The organism is Enterococcus sp. SB12 (assembly GCF_030910025.2).
GTDB lineage: Bacteria > Bacillota > Bacilli > Lactobacillales > Enterococcaceae > Enterococcus_B > Enterococcus_B faecium.
On sequence record NZ_CP175675.1, the window covers coordinates 1,378,227 to 1,394,972 of the forward strand.

At 38.7% G+C, this 16,746-nt stretch carries 12 protein-coding genes, 1 other RNA gene and 1 pseudogene; 2 read left to right on the plus strand and 12 right to left on the minus strand.

Annotated elements, in window-relative coordinates; genetic code table 11:
• Positions 1-2 precede the first annotated feature (2 nt).
• From RBL01_RS06815 to alaS, 3 genes are all read right to left on the minus strand, one after another.
• Complete coding sequence (locus RBL01_RS06815; protein ID WP_002299705.1) at positions 3-1,151, minus strand: cation diffusion facilitator family transporter; 1,149 nt, start codon at positions 1,149-1,151, stop codon at positions 3-5.
• Between the two features lie 121 nt (positions 1,152-1,272).
• Positions 1,273-1,869 carry an ECF transporter S component gene (locus tag RBL01_RS06820; RefSeq protein ID WP_002295844.1) on the minus strand — a complete coding sequence of 199 codons (597 nt, stop codon included), beginning with the start codon at positions 1,867-1,869 and terminating at the stop codon, positions 1,273-1,275.
• A 199-nt stretch (positions 1,870-2,068) separates the two neighbouring features.
• Complete coding sequence (alaS, locus tag RBL01_RS06825; RefSeq protein WP_002299704.1) at positions 2,069-4,711, minus strand: alanine--tRNA ligase; 2,643 nt, start codon at positions 4,709-4,711, stop codon at positions 2,069-2,071.
• Between the two features lie 387 nt (positions 4,712-5,098).
• On the opposite strand from alaS, the gene RBL01_RS06830 reads away from it, so the two are divergent.
• Positions 5,099-5,530: a GNAT family N-acetyltransferase gene (locus RBL01_RS06830; RefSeq protein ID WP_002295842.1), complete on the plus strand. Its 432-nt coding sequence runs from the start codon at positions 5,099-5,101 to the stop codon at positions 5,528-5,530.
• Positions 5,531-5,574: 44 nt separating this feature from the next.
• Here the strand turns inward: RBL01_RS06830 and RBL01_RS06835 are convergent, their stop codons facing one another.
• Positions 5,575-6,924 (minus strand): DEAD/DEAH box helicase, encoded by a 1,350-nt coding sequence (locus RBL01_RS06835; RefSeq protein ID WP_307780887.1) that lies wholly within the window; start codon positions 6,922-6,924, stop codon positions 5,575-5,577.
• A 69-nt stretch (positions 6,925-6,993) separates the two neighbouring features.
• Positions 6,994-8,157 (minus strand): VanZ family protein, encoded by a 1,164-nt coding sequence (locus tag RBL01_RS06840; RefSeq protein WP_002300710.1) that lies wholly within the window; start codon positions 8,155-8,157, stop codon positions 6,994-6,996.
• Positions 8,158-8,285: 128 nt separating this feature from the next.
• On the opposite strand from RBL01_RS06840, the gene RBL01_RS06845 reads away from it, so the two are divergent.
• Entirely contained in the window at positions 8,286-8,609 is a 324-nt protein-coding gene (locus tag RBL01_RS06845; protein ID WP_002318749.1) for a hypothetical protein, read from the plus strand.
• Between the two features lie 182 nt (positions 8,610-8,791).
• Here the strand turns inward: RBL01_RS06845 and RBL01_RS06850 are convergent, their stop codons facing one another.
• The 7 genes and pseudogenes from RBL01_RS06850 to rnpB all read right to left on the minus strand — a co-directional run bounded on the left by RBL01_RS06850 (position 8,792) and on the right by rnpB (position 16,741).
• The gene (locus RBL01_RS06850) at positions 8,792-10,141 is read right to left on the minus strand and encodes an APC family permease (RefSeq protein WP_002296108.1); all 1,350 of its coding nucleotides are present in this window, start codon (positions 10,139-10,141) and stop codon (positions 8,792-8,794) included.
• 68 nt (positions 10,142-10,209) lie between these two features.
• Entirely contained in the window at positions 10,210-11,163 is a 954-nt protein-coding gene (locus RBL01_RS06855; protein WP_307780886.1) for an L-threonine 3-dehydrogenase, read from the minus strand.
• 101 nt (positions 11,164-11,264) lie between these two features.
• A pseudogene (locus tag RBL01_RS06860) lies at positions 11,265-12,163 on the minus strand (aminotransferase class I/II-fold pyridoxal phosphate-dependent enzyme); the annotation flags it as partial.
• A 529-nt stretch (positions 12,164-12,692) separates the two neighbouring features.
• Positions 12,693-13,376 (minus strand): HD domain-containing protein, encoded by a 684-nt coding sequence (locus RBL01_RS06865; protein ID WP_002289185.1) that lies wholly within the window; start codon positions 13,374-13,376, stop codon positions 12,693-12,695.
• A gap of 80 nt (positions 13,377-13,456) precedes the next feature.
• Entirely contained in the window at positions 13,457-14,953 is a 1,497-nt protein-coding gene (locus RBL01_RS06870) for a carboxypeptidase M32 (RefSeq protein WP_002289184.1), read from the minus strand.
• Positions 14,954-14,998: 45 nt separating this feature from the next.
• Positions 14,999-16,165 (minus strand): class I SAM-dependent RNA methyltransferase, encoded by a 1,167-nt coding sequence (locus tag RBL01_RS06875; RefSeq protein ID WP_002318745.1) that lies wholly within the window; start codon positions 16,163-16,165, stop codon positions 14,999-15,001.
• Between the two features lie 208 nt (positions 16,166-16,373).
• Positions 16,374-16,741: RNase P RNA component class B (gene rnpB / locus RBL01_RS06880), an RNA gene on the minus strand.
• Positions 16,742-16,746: the final 5 nt, after the last annotated feature.

Below are 16,746 nucleotides of genomic sequence, written 5' to 3' on the forward strand. Positions count from 1 at the left end.
ATTTAATATAAAAGGTAATTGTGATCAAACGTAATTTCCAATTGGTAATCTCCGATTTTTTCTTCTATTTGACTACGTAAGATTCTTTCTAGTTCTGTATCATCAAACTGGAATTTCTCAGGGACCACTACATCAAATTGCAGCGTTTTTCCTTGATGAATTACTCTAAAATCATGAATGTTAAGCCCTGTACCTGTTTCAAGAAGAATTTGCTTTAACTGCCGCAAGATATTATAGTATTTTTCGTTATCAACAGGCATTGGATCCAAGTGACAGACAAGTTCCACATCCAAAGACTTTTTAAAATCTTTTTCTATCAGATCAATAATCTTATGAGCCACATTCAAATTCATTGATTCATCTACTTCGATGTGGACTGATGCAAAGCGTTTATTGGGTCCATAGTTATGCACCAATAAATCATGATAGCCAAGTATATCATCGCAAGCATTTAAATGCTCTTCCATTTCTTCAATCTCTGCTGGCGTTGGGCGACTTCCTAATAGTTCGTATACAAAATTTCGAAGCATCGTCAATCCACTATAAAGGATATATAATGCTAAAGCAAAACCTATATATCCATCGATACGCCATCCAGTTACCCATTCGATTGCTGCTGAAAGCAATACAGCCAGTGTAGTAAAGACATCATTATAACTATCTGTTGCTGTAGCTCTCAATGTTTCAGAATCAATGGATTGCGCAATAACCTGATACATTTTGCCTTGTGCAAATTTCAAAAAGATGGAAATGATTAGGACAAAAAAGACGATGGGTGTTAAAGAGACATTTTCTGGATGGATGATTTTTTCAGCAGAAGACTCTAAAAATTGAAATCCTACATAAGTAATGATGATCGAAACAAATAACCCACTGATATATTCGAAGCGTTCGTGTCCATAAGGATGTTCCTGATCTGCTGGCTTTGCAGCAATTTTAAATCCGATCAAAGTCAATATGGATGAAGCAGTATCTGATAGACTGTTCACTGCATCAGCCATAATGGAGACACTTCCTGAAAAAAGCCCGATCATTAGCTTAGAGACAAACAAGATCAGATTCGTAACCAATCCTAAGATACCCGCTAGTACTCCTTTTTTTGTCCGCTGTTGCGGTATTTGTTTCTTTTTTTCTTCTTGTTTCTTAGCCAAGTTTTTTACCCCTTCTAGTTTGCTTGTTGCTCAGGTAAAAAGATGGAGAGGACGATTGTTTTCCTCTCCTCTCTTCCTTTTTCTATCTATCGTGCGTCCTATTACTATTAAAAGATGGTCATTATTCTGGTTTCAACGGTGTTGCTGCAAATAACGCTTTTGCTAGTAATGGTGTTATGATTCCCGCACCTATTGCTTCTGGTATCCCATTGATTGCTGCAACCCCTGCTAAGGTTTTAAATAAAAGAGCAGAATCTACACCATAGGCATCTGCCGTTGCACCTGTATAAAATAATCCCATGAATCCTAACACTAAGACTGTATTGACCAATGAACCCAGTACCCCTGCAAAGGCTGAGCTGATCGTTATTGATTTATTTTTTTGATAAATCCAGTGGAAAACCAAGCCTGCTACTAAGCCAACAAGTACTCTGGGAACTACCGAGATAATCGGATTCGTGAACACTAATGTATCAAATGGCGTTGTTGGCATGGCATAGGCACGAACAATTGTAGCGATTCCCCAAAACAAGCCAATCACCATGCCATCTTTTGGGCCTAATACTACTGCAGCAATAATTACTGTGATATGGATAATTGTTAAACTAATGAATCCTAATGGAATAAACCCCAGCCAAGGAACCATCGCTTGTACGATGATGATTGCTAACAAGATCGCACGTAAGACTAGTCGAAAGGTCTTATTTCTACTATTCATTTTTTCACCCCTTTTTATTTATACTAATCGTAAAAATTTCTGTCACTTTCGTCAACTAAAGACCATCCGAATCCGACCATTTGATTAGATGCGCCAGCCAATTGAAAAAAGTATGAGGGCAAGACATGTTTGTCTTCGCCCCCATAATCATGTTTCGTTCAATGTTTGAACTTTTGTTTTTCTGTCAAACGTAAACGCCCTATTGTTGCGCAACCCATTCTTTCGCAGCTTTAAGTGCATCTGGAATACCAGCAGGATTTTTCCCGCCAGCTTGTGCCATGTCTGGACGTCCACCACCGCCACCGCCTACTTTCGGTGCGATTGCTTTAATCAAGTCGCCAGCTTTTAGTCCAGCTTCATTTGATTCTTTCGTCATTGCCGCTAGCAGACTGACTTTTCCTTCTTGTTCGTTTGCTAAAACAAGAATATCTGAAATATTTTTTTGTTTCCATTGGTCAGCTAATTGACGCAGCTGATTCATATCTTTCACTTTTACTTGTGCTGCAATGATTGTTTTTCCATTGATCGTTTCTGGATCTTTGAATACATCACCAGCTTGTTGATTCGCTAACTTGCTAGCTAATTGTTCATTTTCCTTTTGTAGCTCTCTTACTTGCTGTTGCAATTGTTCCGCTTTTGAAACAACTTCCTTCAATTGAGGTGATTTAACAATTGTTGCTACTTGTTTTAGTTGTTTTTCTTCTTCTTCAAGTAGTTCGTACGCTTCTTTACTTGTTACAGCCTCGATTCGTCGCACGCCCGCACCAATTCCTGATTCAGAAACGATTTTGAAGATTCCGATGTTTTCTGTATTTGCTACATGTGTGCCTCCGCACAGTTCGATTGACCAGCCGCCAATATTTACTACTCGAACGTCATGTCCGTATTTTTCACCAAACAAAGCCATTGCACCCATGTTTTTGGCTGTATCGATATCTGTTTCAATTGTTTCAACTGGGATAGCTTCCCAGATTTTTTCGTTGACGATTCTTTCCATTTCAGCTAATTCATCTGAAGTGATTTGACCAAAGTGGGTAAAGTCGAATCGTAAATGTCCAGGAGCGACTAAAGAACCAGCTTGATTTGCATGCTCGCCAAGTACTTCTTTCAATGCCTTGTGCAGTAGATGGGTTGCTGTATGGTTTTTGATGATCCGATTGCGCATCGATTGATCAATCAATAGATGATAGGTTTGTCCTTCACTCATTGGTGCTTTTACTTCTACGGTGTGCATAAATTGACCATTAGGCGCTTTTTGAACATCTGTAACAACTGCTACGATTTCGCCTACTTCATTCATGATCCATCCTTGATCCGCTACTTGCCCACCCATTTCTGCATAGAAAGGTGTTTGATCAAAGATCATTTGAGCTTCACCTTCTGCGACTTCATTCAAAAGAGACTCACCTTTAACGATGACCAATAATTGACTATCTGATTCTTGTTCTGTGTATCCAATGAATTTACTTTCTACTTTGATATCTGTCAATAAAGCAGATTGTACCCCCATTGATTTTTCAGTACTGCGGGCAGAGCGAGCACGTTCGCGTTGTGCATCCATTTCTTTTTCAAAACCAGCATGATCAACTTTCAGTCCTTCATCTTCTGCCACCTCTTCCGTTAATTCTACTGGGAAGCCATATGTGTCGTATAGTTTGAAGATGTCTTTTCCTGCTAGAGTCGTCCCGTTTTCGTTTTTTACTTCTTGGATCACTTGATTTAAGATTTCCAAACCTTCATTGATTGTTTCATTGAAACGTTCTTCTTCTGTACGGATAACTTTTTCAATAAATTCTTTTTGTTGAAGTACTTCAGGATAATAACTTACCATGATTTCCCCAACAACAGGGACTAAACGATATAAGAATGCTTGTTCAATACCTAATTTTTTCCCATGCATGACAGCACGACGAAGCAAACGGCGTAAGACATACCCTCTCCCTTCATTCGATGGCAATGCACCGTCGCCAATAGCAAATGAAAGGGCGCGAATATGATCTGCGATTACTTTGTAAGAAATATCTGTTACTGGGTTTTCACCATATTTTACTTGTTTGCTTAGCTTTTCTACGGCGTGGATAATAGGCATAAACAAGTCTGTCTCAAAGTTCGTTGGCGCATCTTGAACGATTGAGACCATGCGTTCCAATCCCATCCCCGTATCAATGTTTTTATGAGGAAGTGGTTCAAATGTGTTATCAGGCTTATGGTTGAATTCTGAAAATACTAAGTTCCAGATTTCTAAATAACGTTCATTTTCTCCTCCTGGATAGTTTTCAGGATCGTCTTCTGCTAAATCGTTATAAGCTTCTCCACGGTCATAGAAAATTTCCGTATCCGGACCACATGGGCCTGCACCGATATCCCAGAAGTTGTCTTCTACATCAATAATGTGATCTAGTGGCAGGCCAACTTCTTCATGCCAGATGCGTTTTGCTTCTGTATCTTTTGGATAAACTGTTACATAAAGTTTTTCTGGATCGAATGCCATCCATTTTGGATCAGTCAAAAATTCCCATGCCCAGTGGATGGCTTCATTTTTGAAATAGTCACCAATCGAAAAATTACCCAGCATCTCAAACATCGTATGGTGCCGTGCTGTTTTACCGACATTTTCGATATCATTTGTTCGAATAGATTTTTGGGCATTTGTGATTCTTGGATTTTCTGGCACAACTGAACCATCAAAATATTTTTTCAATGTTGCAACACCAGAGTTGATCCACAATAAGGTTGGATCGTTCACGGGGATCAAAGACGCACTAGGTTCAATCGTATGTCCTTTAGATTGGAAGAAATCAAGAAACATTTGTCGAACTTGTGCACTACTTAATTGTTTCATGTCATTACCTGCTTTCTATAAATTAAATACAAAAAAACACCATCACAGCCAAGGACGAAAACTCGCGGTACCACCTTGATTGCAATGATGTGTAATCATTACCTCTTAAACTCGATAACGCTGAGCTGCGTCGGTATTTCTACCAAAATAGAAAAAGGGAGCAATTTGATTAGTGACTATTCTTTTTTCAGCCAAGAAAGAATTTTCTGTGAGTCTTAAAAAACAAATCATATCCTTTTCGTACTTAATTAGTATACGCATTCTATTGATCACTGTCAATATCTCAATTTTTATTTTCATTTCCTTTTGGTCATACTCCACGATTTTTGGTACGATAAGAATAAAGGAATCAATACATCTCTGCTATTCATGACAAGGAGGAATATGATGAAAAAAATAGTTGGAGCGGATGAATGGATACGCGCAGCTAGCTGCTTTTTGAGATATCAAGTTTTTGTATTAGAACAAGGGATTCCTGCAGAACTAGAATTCGACGGAAAAGATATCCCGCAACAAACCTATTATCTATTTCTTGATCAAAAAAGACCAGTAGCTACTTTGCGTTATGAAAAGAAAACACCTACTTGCTTCAAGCCGGAACGATTTTGCGTAGCAAAAGAATACCGAGGAAAAGGGTTAGGCGGTCAGTTGCTTGAAGCTGCTGAAAAACGGGCGGTTTCAGAAGGTTGTCAGACTAGTTATGTAGTAGCTGAAATGACGGCTGTAGATTTTTATGAAAAACAAGGGTATCATACTTGCACAGAACCTTTTATTGAAGATGAAGTACTTTGTATCGGAATGGAAAAAAGTCTAGCTTAAAAACAAGAGATTGTGACACGCCTTTTGTCACAACCTCTTGTTTTTTATTTATGTGAATTTTTCTTATTTTTACGAGCAGTACGGCTTTGCTGTCTGCGTTCGATTTTGCGTTCTTTTTTATTTTTTTCTGCAATTGCCCAATCGATTTTTTTCTTATAACCAGGCTTGATCTTTTTCTTTTTCTTCTTCACAAGACCAATCAGCGTGGGATCTAATACATCTTTTGATTTTTCTCGTTTGGCACGTCTATTACGATCGTATGTTTTGACGATTTCCCCGTTTTTGATTTCTTTTGGTTCAAATGAGACGCCCAATTTTTCTATCGCATCAATGGCTTGCTCATCATTTGGCGAATATAACGTAATGGCCGTTCCTTTTAAGCCATTACGTCCAGTACGTCCGACACGATGGATAAAGAAGTCTAGATCTTCTGGAATTTCTGCATTGATAACATGAGAAACACCTTCGATATCGATCCCTCTAGCAGCTAAATCAGTCGCTACAACATATTGATACTCCAGATTCTGTACTTGTCGCATCACTCGTTTTCTCTCTCTTGGGGTGATGTCTCCATGAATCTTTGCTACTTTCAAGCCTTGGTTTTTCAAGTAATCGGCAATTTCATCCACATGCTGTTTTGTATTGGCAAATACGATTGCTAAATAAGGATGACCAATTGTCAGCAGTTGATAAATCATTTGATTCTCATCTTTACCTTTTGTTGAAATCAGCCAATTTTCAATGTCTTCAGAAATAACTGCTTTTGGTTTGATTACTTCAATGATTGGATTTTCCATGTATTTTCGTAAGAATGGACGAAGTTTTTCTGGAATAGTGGCAGAAAAAACTAAAAACTGCAGCTTTTCTGGTAATCGACTTGCAATTTGGTCTACTTCATTTAAAAAACCCATATCCAATGTCATATCCGCTTCATCGACAACAAATGCAAATGCGGTGTGAATCTTCAGCGCTTGTTCATTCATCATGTCTAATATTCTACCAGGCGTGCCTACTACAACCTGTGGCTGTTGGTGATGCAGACGATTTAATTGACGCTGTTTGTCTGTACCGCCGACAAAATTCGAGACACGGATCTCCGGTGTAGAAAATTTAGCGATTTGTGTAGCTGCTTCATAGATCTGTGCAGCTAGTTCCCTACTTGGAGCTGTAATAACAACTTGTACTTCCTCTTTTTCTGCATTGATTTTTTCAAACAAAGGCAACAAAAACGTATGTGTTTTTCCTGTACCAGTTTGAGATTGCCCAATGATATTTTTTCCTTTTGCAATTAAAGGAATCAAACGTTCCTGGACCTCTGTGGGCTGTTTGAAGCCCTTTGCGGTTAACGCTTCATTGATAAACGGTTTGAAGCGGAATATATCAAAATTATTCATTCGTGCACCTCTTCTCTTTAAATTATCACGACTTTGGCATTATAACACAGACAAAGCGTTTTTGCTCAGCTAATTTCGAGAATCATCATCCTTTGTTTGGCCAATCGTGCTAACAGTATATGTGTGACTAGCTTTTTCATAAAACAGAATCCGTTTTTTTCTCAAAAATGATAGCAAGATATTTAAAATAAAAATACCTTGCAGTAACAAGACACCGAGAGAAATGAATACTGCACTCATCTGCAACACCGTATTCGTTGTCGAATTCATGATTTGCTGAAGCAACTGCCCCAACCAGCTTAAACCATAAAAAAGAAAGTACAGATACCCGTAGCGGATCATCAATGCTTTTAAAGAAATTCGTTCGCGGTCTTCTTCCACCAAACGGATACGCACAATTTTTTTGCCAAGTGTCCATCCATTGGTTATAAACGGTACAATCATAAAGTATACCCCTACTTCTAATAAAAGCCACCAGATATGAGAAGTAACTGTCCCTGAATCGAACGCAAGTTTAAAGAAAATCGCCGCTACCAAATTAATAAGAGATAAAAATGTCCAGTCGATCAAATAAGCGACCAAGCGTCGAGTCAATGAGACAGTCTTTCCTTTTTCATAAGAAAGTTCATCCATTCGTCTTCTTGTAGGAAGCATAAATGTAAATAACGGCGTAACGACAAAACCAATGATTCCACCCAATGTATTTGTCACTAAATCATTCACATCAAATAAGCGGTATGGTCTTGGGTAGATAAAATAAAGTCCACTTAGCTGCGTCAATTCAAAAAATAGAGAAAGGCAGAAACTAGCAATCATCGTTTTCATAAAAGAAAGCCGGAAATAATATCTTAAATAAATGCCAAATGGTATGAGTAATAAAACATTAAAAGCTGGTTCCAAAAATACACTCTGCTTCATTGCCGGCAGGTAGGTACTAGGTTCAGACAAGACCAATACCGTGTTGTCTCTGAAATGTTGCCATGAGGCAAATAAATGCAGCTCCATCTTTGGCCCTGTCATTTGGGCAACCGTCTCCTTTGCCGGAAGTGGTAAGATCACCAAAAAATACGCACACAATAAATAAAAAACGAAAGAATACAAAATAACTGCCCTTGTTACTAGAAATGTTCCATACTTTCGATATTCATAAATAAAAAAAACAGATGAGATCGCTAAGGCTAAAAATGGAAAAACAATCAGCGCAAAACGAATCGGTTCGATATAACTTGCCATATGACTCCTCCTTGATTCTTTGTATCTCTCTTATCTTAGCAGTCCTTTGCTGTTTCAAGCAAGTAACGAGGCTATTATTTCTCATTTCTTTCAAAGTAAAGTAAGATAAACACAAAGGGGGTGTCGAGATGCTGAATATGTACTTTGTTTTTGGCGTACCTATTTTTTTACTGTTCCTTTATGCTACGATCGCTTATGTAAGAAAAAGAACTACAATTCATTATTTAGGATTTATTCTCCTGATTATTTCGGGTTTCATGCTAGTCTTCAATCTTCAGACTTGGCAGCAAGCACTTCTTGAAATGGATAAAATTTCTCCACAAGCTTTGTCTAAAGTGCTTGGCTACCCTGTCTATCTGATTTGGCTTCCCATTTTCATTTCTGGTTGCTTGGTTTTATTAAATATTTATCGCGGCGTACGCCGAATAGTTCAGTTACGCAAATCAAAGTAAAAGGCAGAAATCGGTTGAGCCCGATTTCTGTCTTTTACTTTGCTATTTCATCGTAGACAAAACGACATTTACGTGATCAAAATTAACGAGTACTTTTGACATTTCTTCCACGTACTCCTCATTTAAATAAAATATTTTGTTTGGCAGAGAAGTGCAGTTCTAATAAAATTCGAATGTTTTAGCTATCTACGTTTTAAATAGAGATAAATCGGGATACCAGCAAGTGTCAATACTATCCCCATCGAAGCTAAAAAGGTCTGAGTGATAAGCGTGCTTGATACGATAAAAGTCCCTCCAATGATTGCTACTAGTGGAATAAACGGATACATTGGAACTTTGTATGGTCGAAACAAATCAGGTTCTTTTTTACGAAGAAGAATGACACCAACAAAGACCATCGTATAAAAAATCCAAATGACAAAGATCAGCATATCCGTTAGTGTATCAAAACCACCGATCATCATCATGCCAATAGCGATGACTAGCTCTAAGATACCTGCGGCTACAGGAACTTTAGTTTTATCATGAAGTTTAGCAAAGAGCTTGCTAAAAGGCAGGTTGTTTTCTTTTGCCATAACATAAGGGAGACGCATTCCAGTAAGGGTATAGCCATTGATGGTTCCATAAACAGAAATCAAGATACCAACTGTGACCAGTCTTCCACCGAAGCCGCCAAAAATCATTTTTGCAACGTCACTTGCCGCATTGCTGTTTCCTGCGACTCCGTCGATAGATGCGGTTCTTAAGAACACCGCATTTACTAATAAATAAACGATCATGATTCCGATGATTCCTAAAGAAATTGCTTTTGGCAAATCTTTCGCCGGCTTTTTCAATTCTCCCGAAATATTTCCTACGTGTATCCAACCGTCGTATGCGAACATCGTTGCTAGCAAGCCCGCTCCCAAGGCTGAGAAAAATGAAAGATTTTCTCCTGCTTGGATCGGAAACAGTTGGAAGTCTACTCCTTCTTGTCGGAACAAACCGAAAATGACGATCACAAACAAAGGGATAAGCTTGCAGACAAGCGTAATCGACTGAAAAGCCCCTCCAGCTTTAGAACCTAAAAAATTAATCAGCAGGATCGATACAGCAGCTGTAACAGCTACGGGAACAATCATTGACTGGGAAAGACCAAATAGATTGACGAACTGTGTACCGAAAATGATCGACAAGGCTGCTACATTTGCTGGAAAATAAATCACGACTTGCGCCCAGCCCAATAAAAAAGCTGCTGTATTTCCGTAAATCCGTTCGATATATTTAATCATCCCTCCTGTTTCTGGAATAGCAGCTGCCAGTTCAGCTCCTGTTAGTCCTGCACAGACAGAAATCATACCACCGAGAAACCAAGAAAACATATGCAAACTGGCGGATCCTGTAACTTCTGCTACGCTTGCGGCTTTAAAAAATACCCCTGCACCGATCACTGTGCCCATAACAGTCGATAAAGCAGTAAAAAATCCCATCGTACGTTTTAATTCATTTTCTATTTTTACTTCTTTTACTGGCGTGGCTTGATATTCTTCCATCCCTTGTCCCCTTTCATACCATAGCCAATCCCAAAAGTATAAAAAACTTTTTAGATGTGGTTCTTGTTTTATACCGTCTCTACCAATTTTTCTTTCAGTTTTTCCAACATATCCTTTGTCATCGCATCTAAGTCGTATTTCGGCGAAAAGCCCCATTCCTCTTGCGCACAAGAAACATCTAGTGAATTTGGCCAAGATTCTGCTATTGACTGACGTACAGGATCCACATCATAATCCATTTCAAAATCTGGTATGATTTTTTGAATAGATGCTTTGATCTCTTCCGGGTCAAAAGACATCGCCGATATATTGAAGGCATTTCGATGAACCAATCGATCAGGATCTGCATTCATGAGTTTTATAATGGCATCGATCGCATCTGGCATATACATCATATCCATTGATGCACCTTGATCAATGAAACTAGTGTACTTTCCTTCTTTGATTGCTGAATAATAAATATCGACTGCGTAGTCTGTCGTACCGCCTCCTGGCAAGGTTGCATAAGAAATCAATCCAGGGAAAGGGACACCACGAGTATCTACGCCATATTTCACATAATAATAATCACATAGTAGTTCTCCAGCTACCTTCGTTACCCCATACATGGTTGTAGGACGCTGAAGAGTATCTTGTGGGGTATGATCTTTTGGAGTATTTGGACCAAACGCGCCGATTGAACTTGGCGTAAAAAATTTCAGCTGGAATTCTCTAGCGACTTCCAATGCATTGACCAGCCCAATCACGTTCAAATCCCAGGCTAATTGTGGTTTTGCTTCTGCAACAGCTGACAAAAGAGCAGCCAAATGAATCAATGTGTCCACTTGATATTGTTCTGCTATGCTGCGCATTTTTTCGTAATCCATTACATCTAGGATCTCAAAGATATCGTTTTTCTCAATGACTTCAGGCATGCGTATATCTGTCGCAATGACATTTTCACTGCCTAGTTCTTGACGTAGCCGTGTGATCAACTCTGAACCAATTTGTCCTAAACATCCTGTCACCAATACTTTTTTCATGATGATCCTCCCTGATCTTTTTTACTACTATCTTCAGATGATTAACAATATATGCGTGAACATGTTCTCTAATTTTAAATAGACGAAAAAACTAAATTTAGTTAAATAATTTCCATTTCTTTTCCTATTTTTTGATAAACTGCTACTGCTTCATCAAGCATTTCCCTCGTATGTTCCGCAGTCGGCATATTTCTGATCCTGCCTGTCCCAAGAGGCACAGTTGGATAAACGATTGGTTTAGCATAAATCCCATGTTCGATCAGCTTCTTAGAGAAAGTCTGAGTCACTTTTTCGTCTCCCAAAATGACTGGAGTAATAGGTGTTTCAGACATACCGATGTTATAGCCTACTTTTTTCAATTCTTCTTTAAAATAATTAGCATTTTCCCAAACTTTTTCGACAAGTTCCGGATGTTCTTGCATCAAAGTAATCGAAGCCAATGCAGCTGCAGCTGCACCTGGAGTTAGCGAGGTAGAAAATAGGAATGGCCGACTTCTAGCTTTCAACCAGTCGATTAGTGTTTTCGATCCAGCTACATAACCCCCAACAACACCTATAGCTTTCGATAACGTGCCCATTTGCATATCGATTTTGTCGCTTAATCCAAAATGCTTGACGGTTCCTGCACCTTTTCCAGTTACGCCTGAGCCGTGCGCATCATCAACGTAGGTGATCAGTCCATATTTTTCAACAATCGGAATAATTTCCGGCAATCGTGCAATGTCTCCATCCATGGAGAAAACACCATCTGTGATATACATGATTTTTTTATATTTCTTACTTTCTATCGCTTCCTTTGCTTTTTTCTCAAGGTCTTTCATATCTTGATGTTTAATTCATCCGATAAGATAGCATCTTCTTTTGTCATTACTGCAGAGATAGCGCCCATATTGCAGTTGAATCCAGATTGAAAGGCGATTGCTGCTTCTGTCCCTTTGAATTCTGCGATTTTTTCTTCTAATTGCTGATGGATTTTCAGCGAACCACTGATTGTGAGAATTATTTAACCACATTTTTTATTTACAATATCTTTTTACTTTCAAATGACTTATATAGTATGAACAATTACCTTTTAGATAATGATCTATTTTACTCTACCTGGGCAGATAAATACAACACAACCATTGATAGAAGCCCTTTCGTTAAAATCAATTGTATTCTGAATATTTAATTTATTTATTGCATAGACCAATAAAAATACATAAAACTTCCATCTTCATTTATCAGCAATTTTTAATTTTACTCTCTGAATATTTCTTAAAAGTTTTACTTGTTGAATTCGAAAAAAGGACTGTGACAAAAGTCTTGTCACAATCCTATTCTTCCGAATAAACGGTGTTCTCCTGCCAATTCCGAATCACAAGTTACAATATTTATCAAACATGAGAAGCTATTTTTTGAAATTGTTCCTTGTGACTCGGAGCTGAACGGCAGGCTCACGACCTCTTGGTAAACAGTGTTCCAGAAGTAACTTTTACGGAAAATGATCCGAAATATCTTGGAGCTGACCACTTCTGTCACAACCTCCATCATTTTTTGTTATTTTTGATCCAATTGTCTGGAGTAAAATTTTCATCGTCAATAGACCATTCCAGAAAAAATTCTTCTAAGAATTCACGCATGAAGGTTTCTCTTCGTTTGGCTTCTTCATATCCGTAATCAGTATTCATTTTATCAGACAGCAAGAACAGTTTTTCATAAAAATGATTGATCACTGTCGTGCCTTTTCGGTAATTTTCTTTGTCCTTGAATGTTTGCGGATACAGTTCAGGATCAAAAATCGGGTGCCCATGTCCACCGCCGAAATAAGCAGTACGCAAAATGCCGATTGCTCCTAATGCTTCGATACGATCAGCGTCTTGAACGATCTTACCCTCCAGAGATAGTTCGGCCGCTTCAGAGAGATTTTTAGAAAAGGACATATTTTCGATAATGGAAAAAATCATCGAGATCTGTTCCTCTACTATTGGCAAAGAGCGAAGGAATACACGAAGCTGTTGCTTTGCCTCGTTCTCATTTTTAACGACTTTATCATCAATCGTATCATGTAGGTAAGCTGCTGCAAGCGTCACAAAGCGGTCTGCCTGCGGTTCCGTCTCCAAAATTTTTTCAGCTAACTTGACAACTCTTTTGGTATGATCGCTCCCATGTCCTGTTTGATCATGCGCTAATTGGTCCATACTATAATCAGCGATCACTTGTAATTTATCCATTCGTTCCACTTCTTTCTTAAGTAAATAGCTGAAAACATCTATAGATTAGATGAATTTCAGCTATCTTTGTAAATTGTATTTTATTTTACCTGATATACATTAAAATACAGGTCTTTCATATAGTCGATCAGGTATTGCGGATTAAGCGGTTCATGTGTTGCATCCATGATTAATTGATTTGGTTTTCTAGATGCACCATATTGATGGATATGCTCTGACATCCAATTTTTGATTGGAGAATAATCGTCTGACGCTAGAACATTTTCCACATCTATTTCTTGCTGCAAAGAATGAAGTAATTGTGCCGCATACATGTACCCTAATGCATAAGATGGAAAATAACCAAAGCTTGCACCTGACCAATGAACGTCTTGTAGGATGCCTTCCACATCATTTGTTGGTCGTATTCCCAGATACTCTTCATATTTTTGATTCCATATTTCAGGTAGTTCAGCAACATCTACCCCTTCATTGAAAATCATTTTTTCGATTTCATAACGAATGATGATATGGAGAGGGTAAGTCAAACTGTCTGCCTCGATACGAACCAAACTTGATTTTGTATGGTTCAATGAACGATAAAATTTGTCAAAAGGAATATCATCGAATGTTCCTTCTGCACATTCTTGAAAGAAAGGATATTGCTTTTTCCAGAAGCTGCGACTACTTCCAATAATGATCTCGTTAAACAACGATTGTGATTCATGGATACCCATTGATGTACCTTCATAAACCGGTGTATACGCATATTTATCATCGATGTCTTGTTCATACATACCATGACCAGCCTCGTGGATCACTCCAAAAACAGCCATTTTGAAATCTGTTTCGTTCCATCGTGTCGTGATTCGTGCATCATTCGGATTAATTCCAGTCATAAATGGGTGGACAGTGTCATCTAAACGACCACGACTAAAATCATAACCAAGTTGTTCGATTACTTTCACTACAAATCTCTTCTGTTGTTTTTTCGTCATTCTCCGATTTAAAAAGTCTGTTTCAGGTTCAGTCCCTTTTTCTTGGAGCGTACGGCGGATCGAAAGAATTCCTTCTTTAAGCTGATCAAATACCTTATCAAGGATTTCGACAGTCATCCCGGGTTCGTATTGATTCAGCAAAACATCATAATTCGTCTTTTCATCTTTTCTCCAGTAAGGTATCAACTGTTTTGTTAATTCAATATTTTGATTCAATGCGTGTTGAAAATCAGAAAATTGTTGTGTTTCTCTAGCTTTTTGCCATTGTCCGTGTGCTGAAGAAACGGCAGCTGTATATTTTCTCATAAGATCTTCCGGTACGCGATGTTCCAAATCATACTCTTCTTTTACTTTGGCAAAAACGGCAGTTCCAACTTCCGACAATTCTTCCGGATGTTCAGAAAAATAGCGAATGGCTTCTTTGATTTTTGGACCGATTTTTTTTGAAAAATAAATGCTGTAAAGATAGCTGTCTACTTCACTTCGGTATGCACTAGCTTTTTCTGGCATACCTGTTTGTGTATCCCAATCGAGGATTCCTAAAGCTTGTTGTAGAAGATTGATTTCTTTTACTTCTTGTAAAAACTCTTTTTCTTTCATTCCCTATTCCTCCAAACATCCAATTGAATGAATCAATTAGTAAGATTATTCGTCTTTCTCTTTTTTTCTAGGCGGACGAGTTCCCCAATACTGGAATAGATCCGTACGCAATGCACCATTGTACAATTTTCTTTTTTTGGTTGCTTTTTGTCCGTAAAATTCCTCAAACGCTAAGTCGCTAGTCAAGATATATTTACTCCATGTTTTCAATGGACGGAATACATCGCCCATTTCTTTATATAATTTCCGAACAGTTTCTTCTTCTCCTAGACGTTCTCCGTAAGGCGGATTAGCCACGATGACCCCGTATTCTTTATCCGTTTTGAAGTCTTTAACTGCTTGTTGCTTAAAGGTAATCGAAGAGCCTAATCCGATTTCTTCTGCATTGGCTTTGGCAATTTCAATCATCCGTCCATTGATATCTGAACCAGTAATATCTAATTCAATATCATAATCTGCTTTTTCTTCGGCTGCTGATCGAACATTTTCCATGATTTCTTGACTGAACCAATCCCAAGATTCGCAAGCAAACTCACGATTGAATCCTGGTGCGATATTATGGCCTATTAAGGCTGCTTCAATACAAAGCGTACCTGAACCACATACAGGATCATAAAATGGACGGTCTTTTCGCCAATTTGTCAACATAACAAGTGCTGCTGCCATGTTTTCTTTCAATGGTGCTCCACCTTTTTCTAAGCGATAACCACGTTTGAATAAACTTGGTCCTGTCGTATCCAGAGTTACCATCACATGGTCTTTCAGCAAAGCTACTTCCAACTGAAAATGTGCGCCTGTTTCCGTCAGTGGTACAGAAGCTGGACGGTGATAATAGGTACGGAGACGTTCCACGATTGCTTTTTTTGTGATTGCTTGGCAATCAGGTGTGCTATACAATTTTGACTTAATTGATTTTCCAGCTACAGGGAAAGCTGCGTCTAGTGGAAGAAAATCTTCCCAAGGCAATGCTTTTACGCTTTCAAACAATTCATCAAACGTATACGCATCGAATTCCCCAACCACGATTTTTACTCGATCTGCTGTACGTAACCATAAATTAGCTGTAGCAATCGTTTCCATTGTTCCTTCAAAACGTGCACGTCCGTTCTCAACTTGGCATTCGATTCCAAGATCTCTTAATTCTTTACCAACCAGTGCTTCTAGCCCGCTTGCCGCAGTTGCGACGAGGTTGAACTTCCTGTTTTTTTCCATACACAATCTCCTTATTTATAAAAAAAGGAGGTGGGACATCAGTCCTACCCCACACTTTTACTCAAATTCCGAATAACCGGTGATACAAAAGTTTGTTTTGTAATAAGAACGACTCATCTGAAGTATTGAAAAATAGCTTTCGAATGTTTTTCTTGTTTCTTATAACGCATTACTTTTGTCACGACCTAATTCCCTGATGTTTGCGGTTTTCTATAAGCCATGTTCTGTACTTTGCTTTTCCAGGGAGAAAAAACAAAGCGGTAACCATCTATCTGCAGTTATACTGCCTTTTTGTCCTGTTCTTCTTCCAGACAAAAAGCGCCCCTACCATTGTTTGGGTTGCTCGCTCGAGGGGTTTACCGCGTTCCACCGGATGAGTTTCCCCAGCCGCTTCGTCACTGTGGCACTTTCAAGGATACTTAAGCATAGCCGAAGCCTTAGCTTGTTTTCCTGCCGTTACTCCAAAGAGTACCTTAGCTTATGGTTTCGCTAAGCACGAACACTACAGGCATCACAGCCTGTACGAGCATGGACTTTCCTCAGCCTGATCAAGTCAGACCGCGATTACCCGAAAACCGCAA

Excerpts from the sequence above, each read along its gene's own strand:
- RBL01_RS06870 (WP_002289184.1), bottom strand. The coding sequence starts at position 14,953 with ATGAAAGAAAAAGAGTTTTTACAAGAAGTAAAAGAAATCAATCTTCTA.
- RBL01_RS06845 (WP_002318749.1), top strand. The coding sequence starts at position 8,286 with ATGCTGAATATGTACTTTGTTTTTGGCGTACCTATTTTTTTACTGTTC.
- RBL01_RS06840 (WP_002300710.1), bottom strand. The coding sequence starts at position 8,157 with ATGGCAAGTTATATCGAACCGATTCGTTTTGCGCTGATTGTTTTTCCA.
- RBL01_RS06830 (WP_002295842.1), top strand. The coding sequence starts at position 5,099 with ATGAAAAAAATAGTTGGAGCGGATGAATGGATACGCGCAGCTAGCTGC.
- RBL01_RS06865 (WP_002289185.1), bottom strand. The coding sequence starts at position 13,376 with ATGGATAAATTACAAGTGATCGCTGATTATAGTATGGACCAATTAGCG.
- RBL01_RS06855 (WP_307780886.1), bottom strand. The coding sequence starts at position 11,163 with ATGAAAAAAGTATTGGTGACAGGATGTTTAGGACAAATTGGTTCAGAG.
- RBL01_RS06850 (WP_002296108.1), bottom strand. The coding sequence starts at position 10,141 with ATGGAAGAATATCAAGCCACGCCAGTAAAAGAAGTAAAAATAGAAAAT.
- RBL01_RS06835 (WP_307780887.1), bottom strand. The coding sequence starts at position 6,924 with ATGAATAATTTTGATATATTCCGCTTCAAACCGTTTATCAATGAAGCG.
- RBL01_RS06820 (WP_002295844.1), bottom strand. The coding sequence starts at position 1,869 with ATGAATAGTAGAAATAAGACCTTTCGACTAGTCTTACGTGCGATCTTG.
- RBL01_RS06875 (WP_002318745.1), bottom strand. The coding sequence starts at position 16,165 with ATGGAAAAAAACAGGAAGTTCAACCTCGTCGCAACTGCGGCAAGCGGG.
- alaS (WP_002299704.1), bottom strand. The coding sequence starts at position 4,711 with ATGAAACAATTAAGTAGTGCACAAGTTCGACAAATGTTTCTTGATTTC.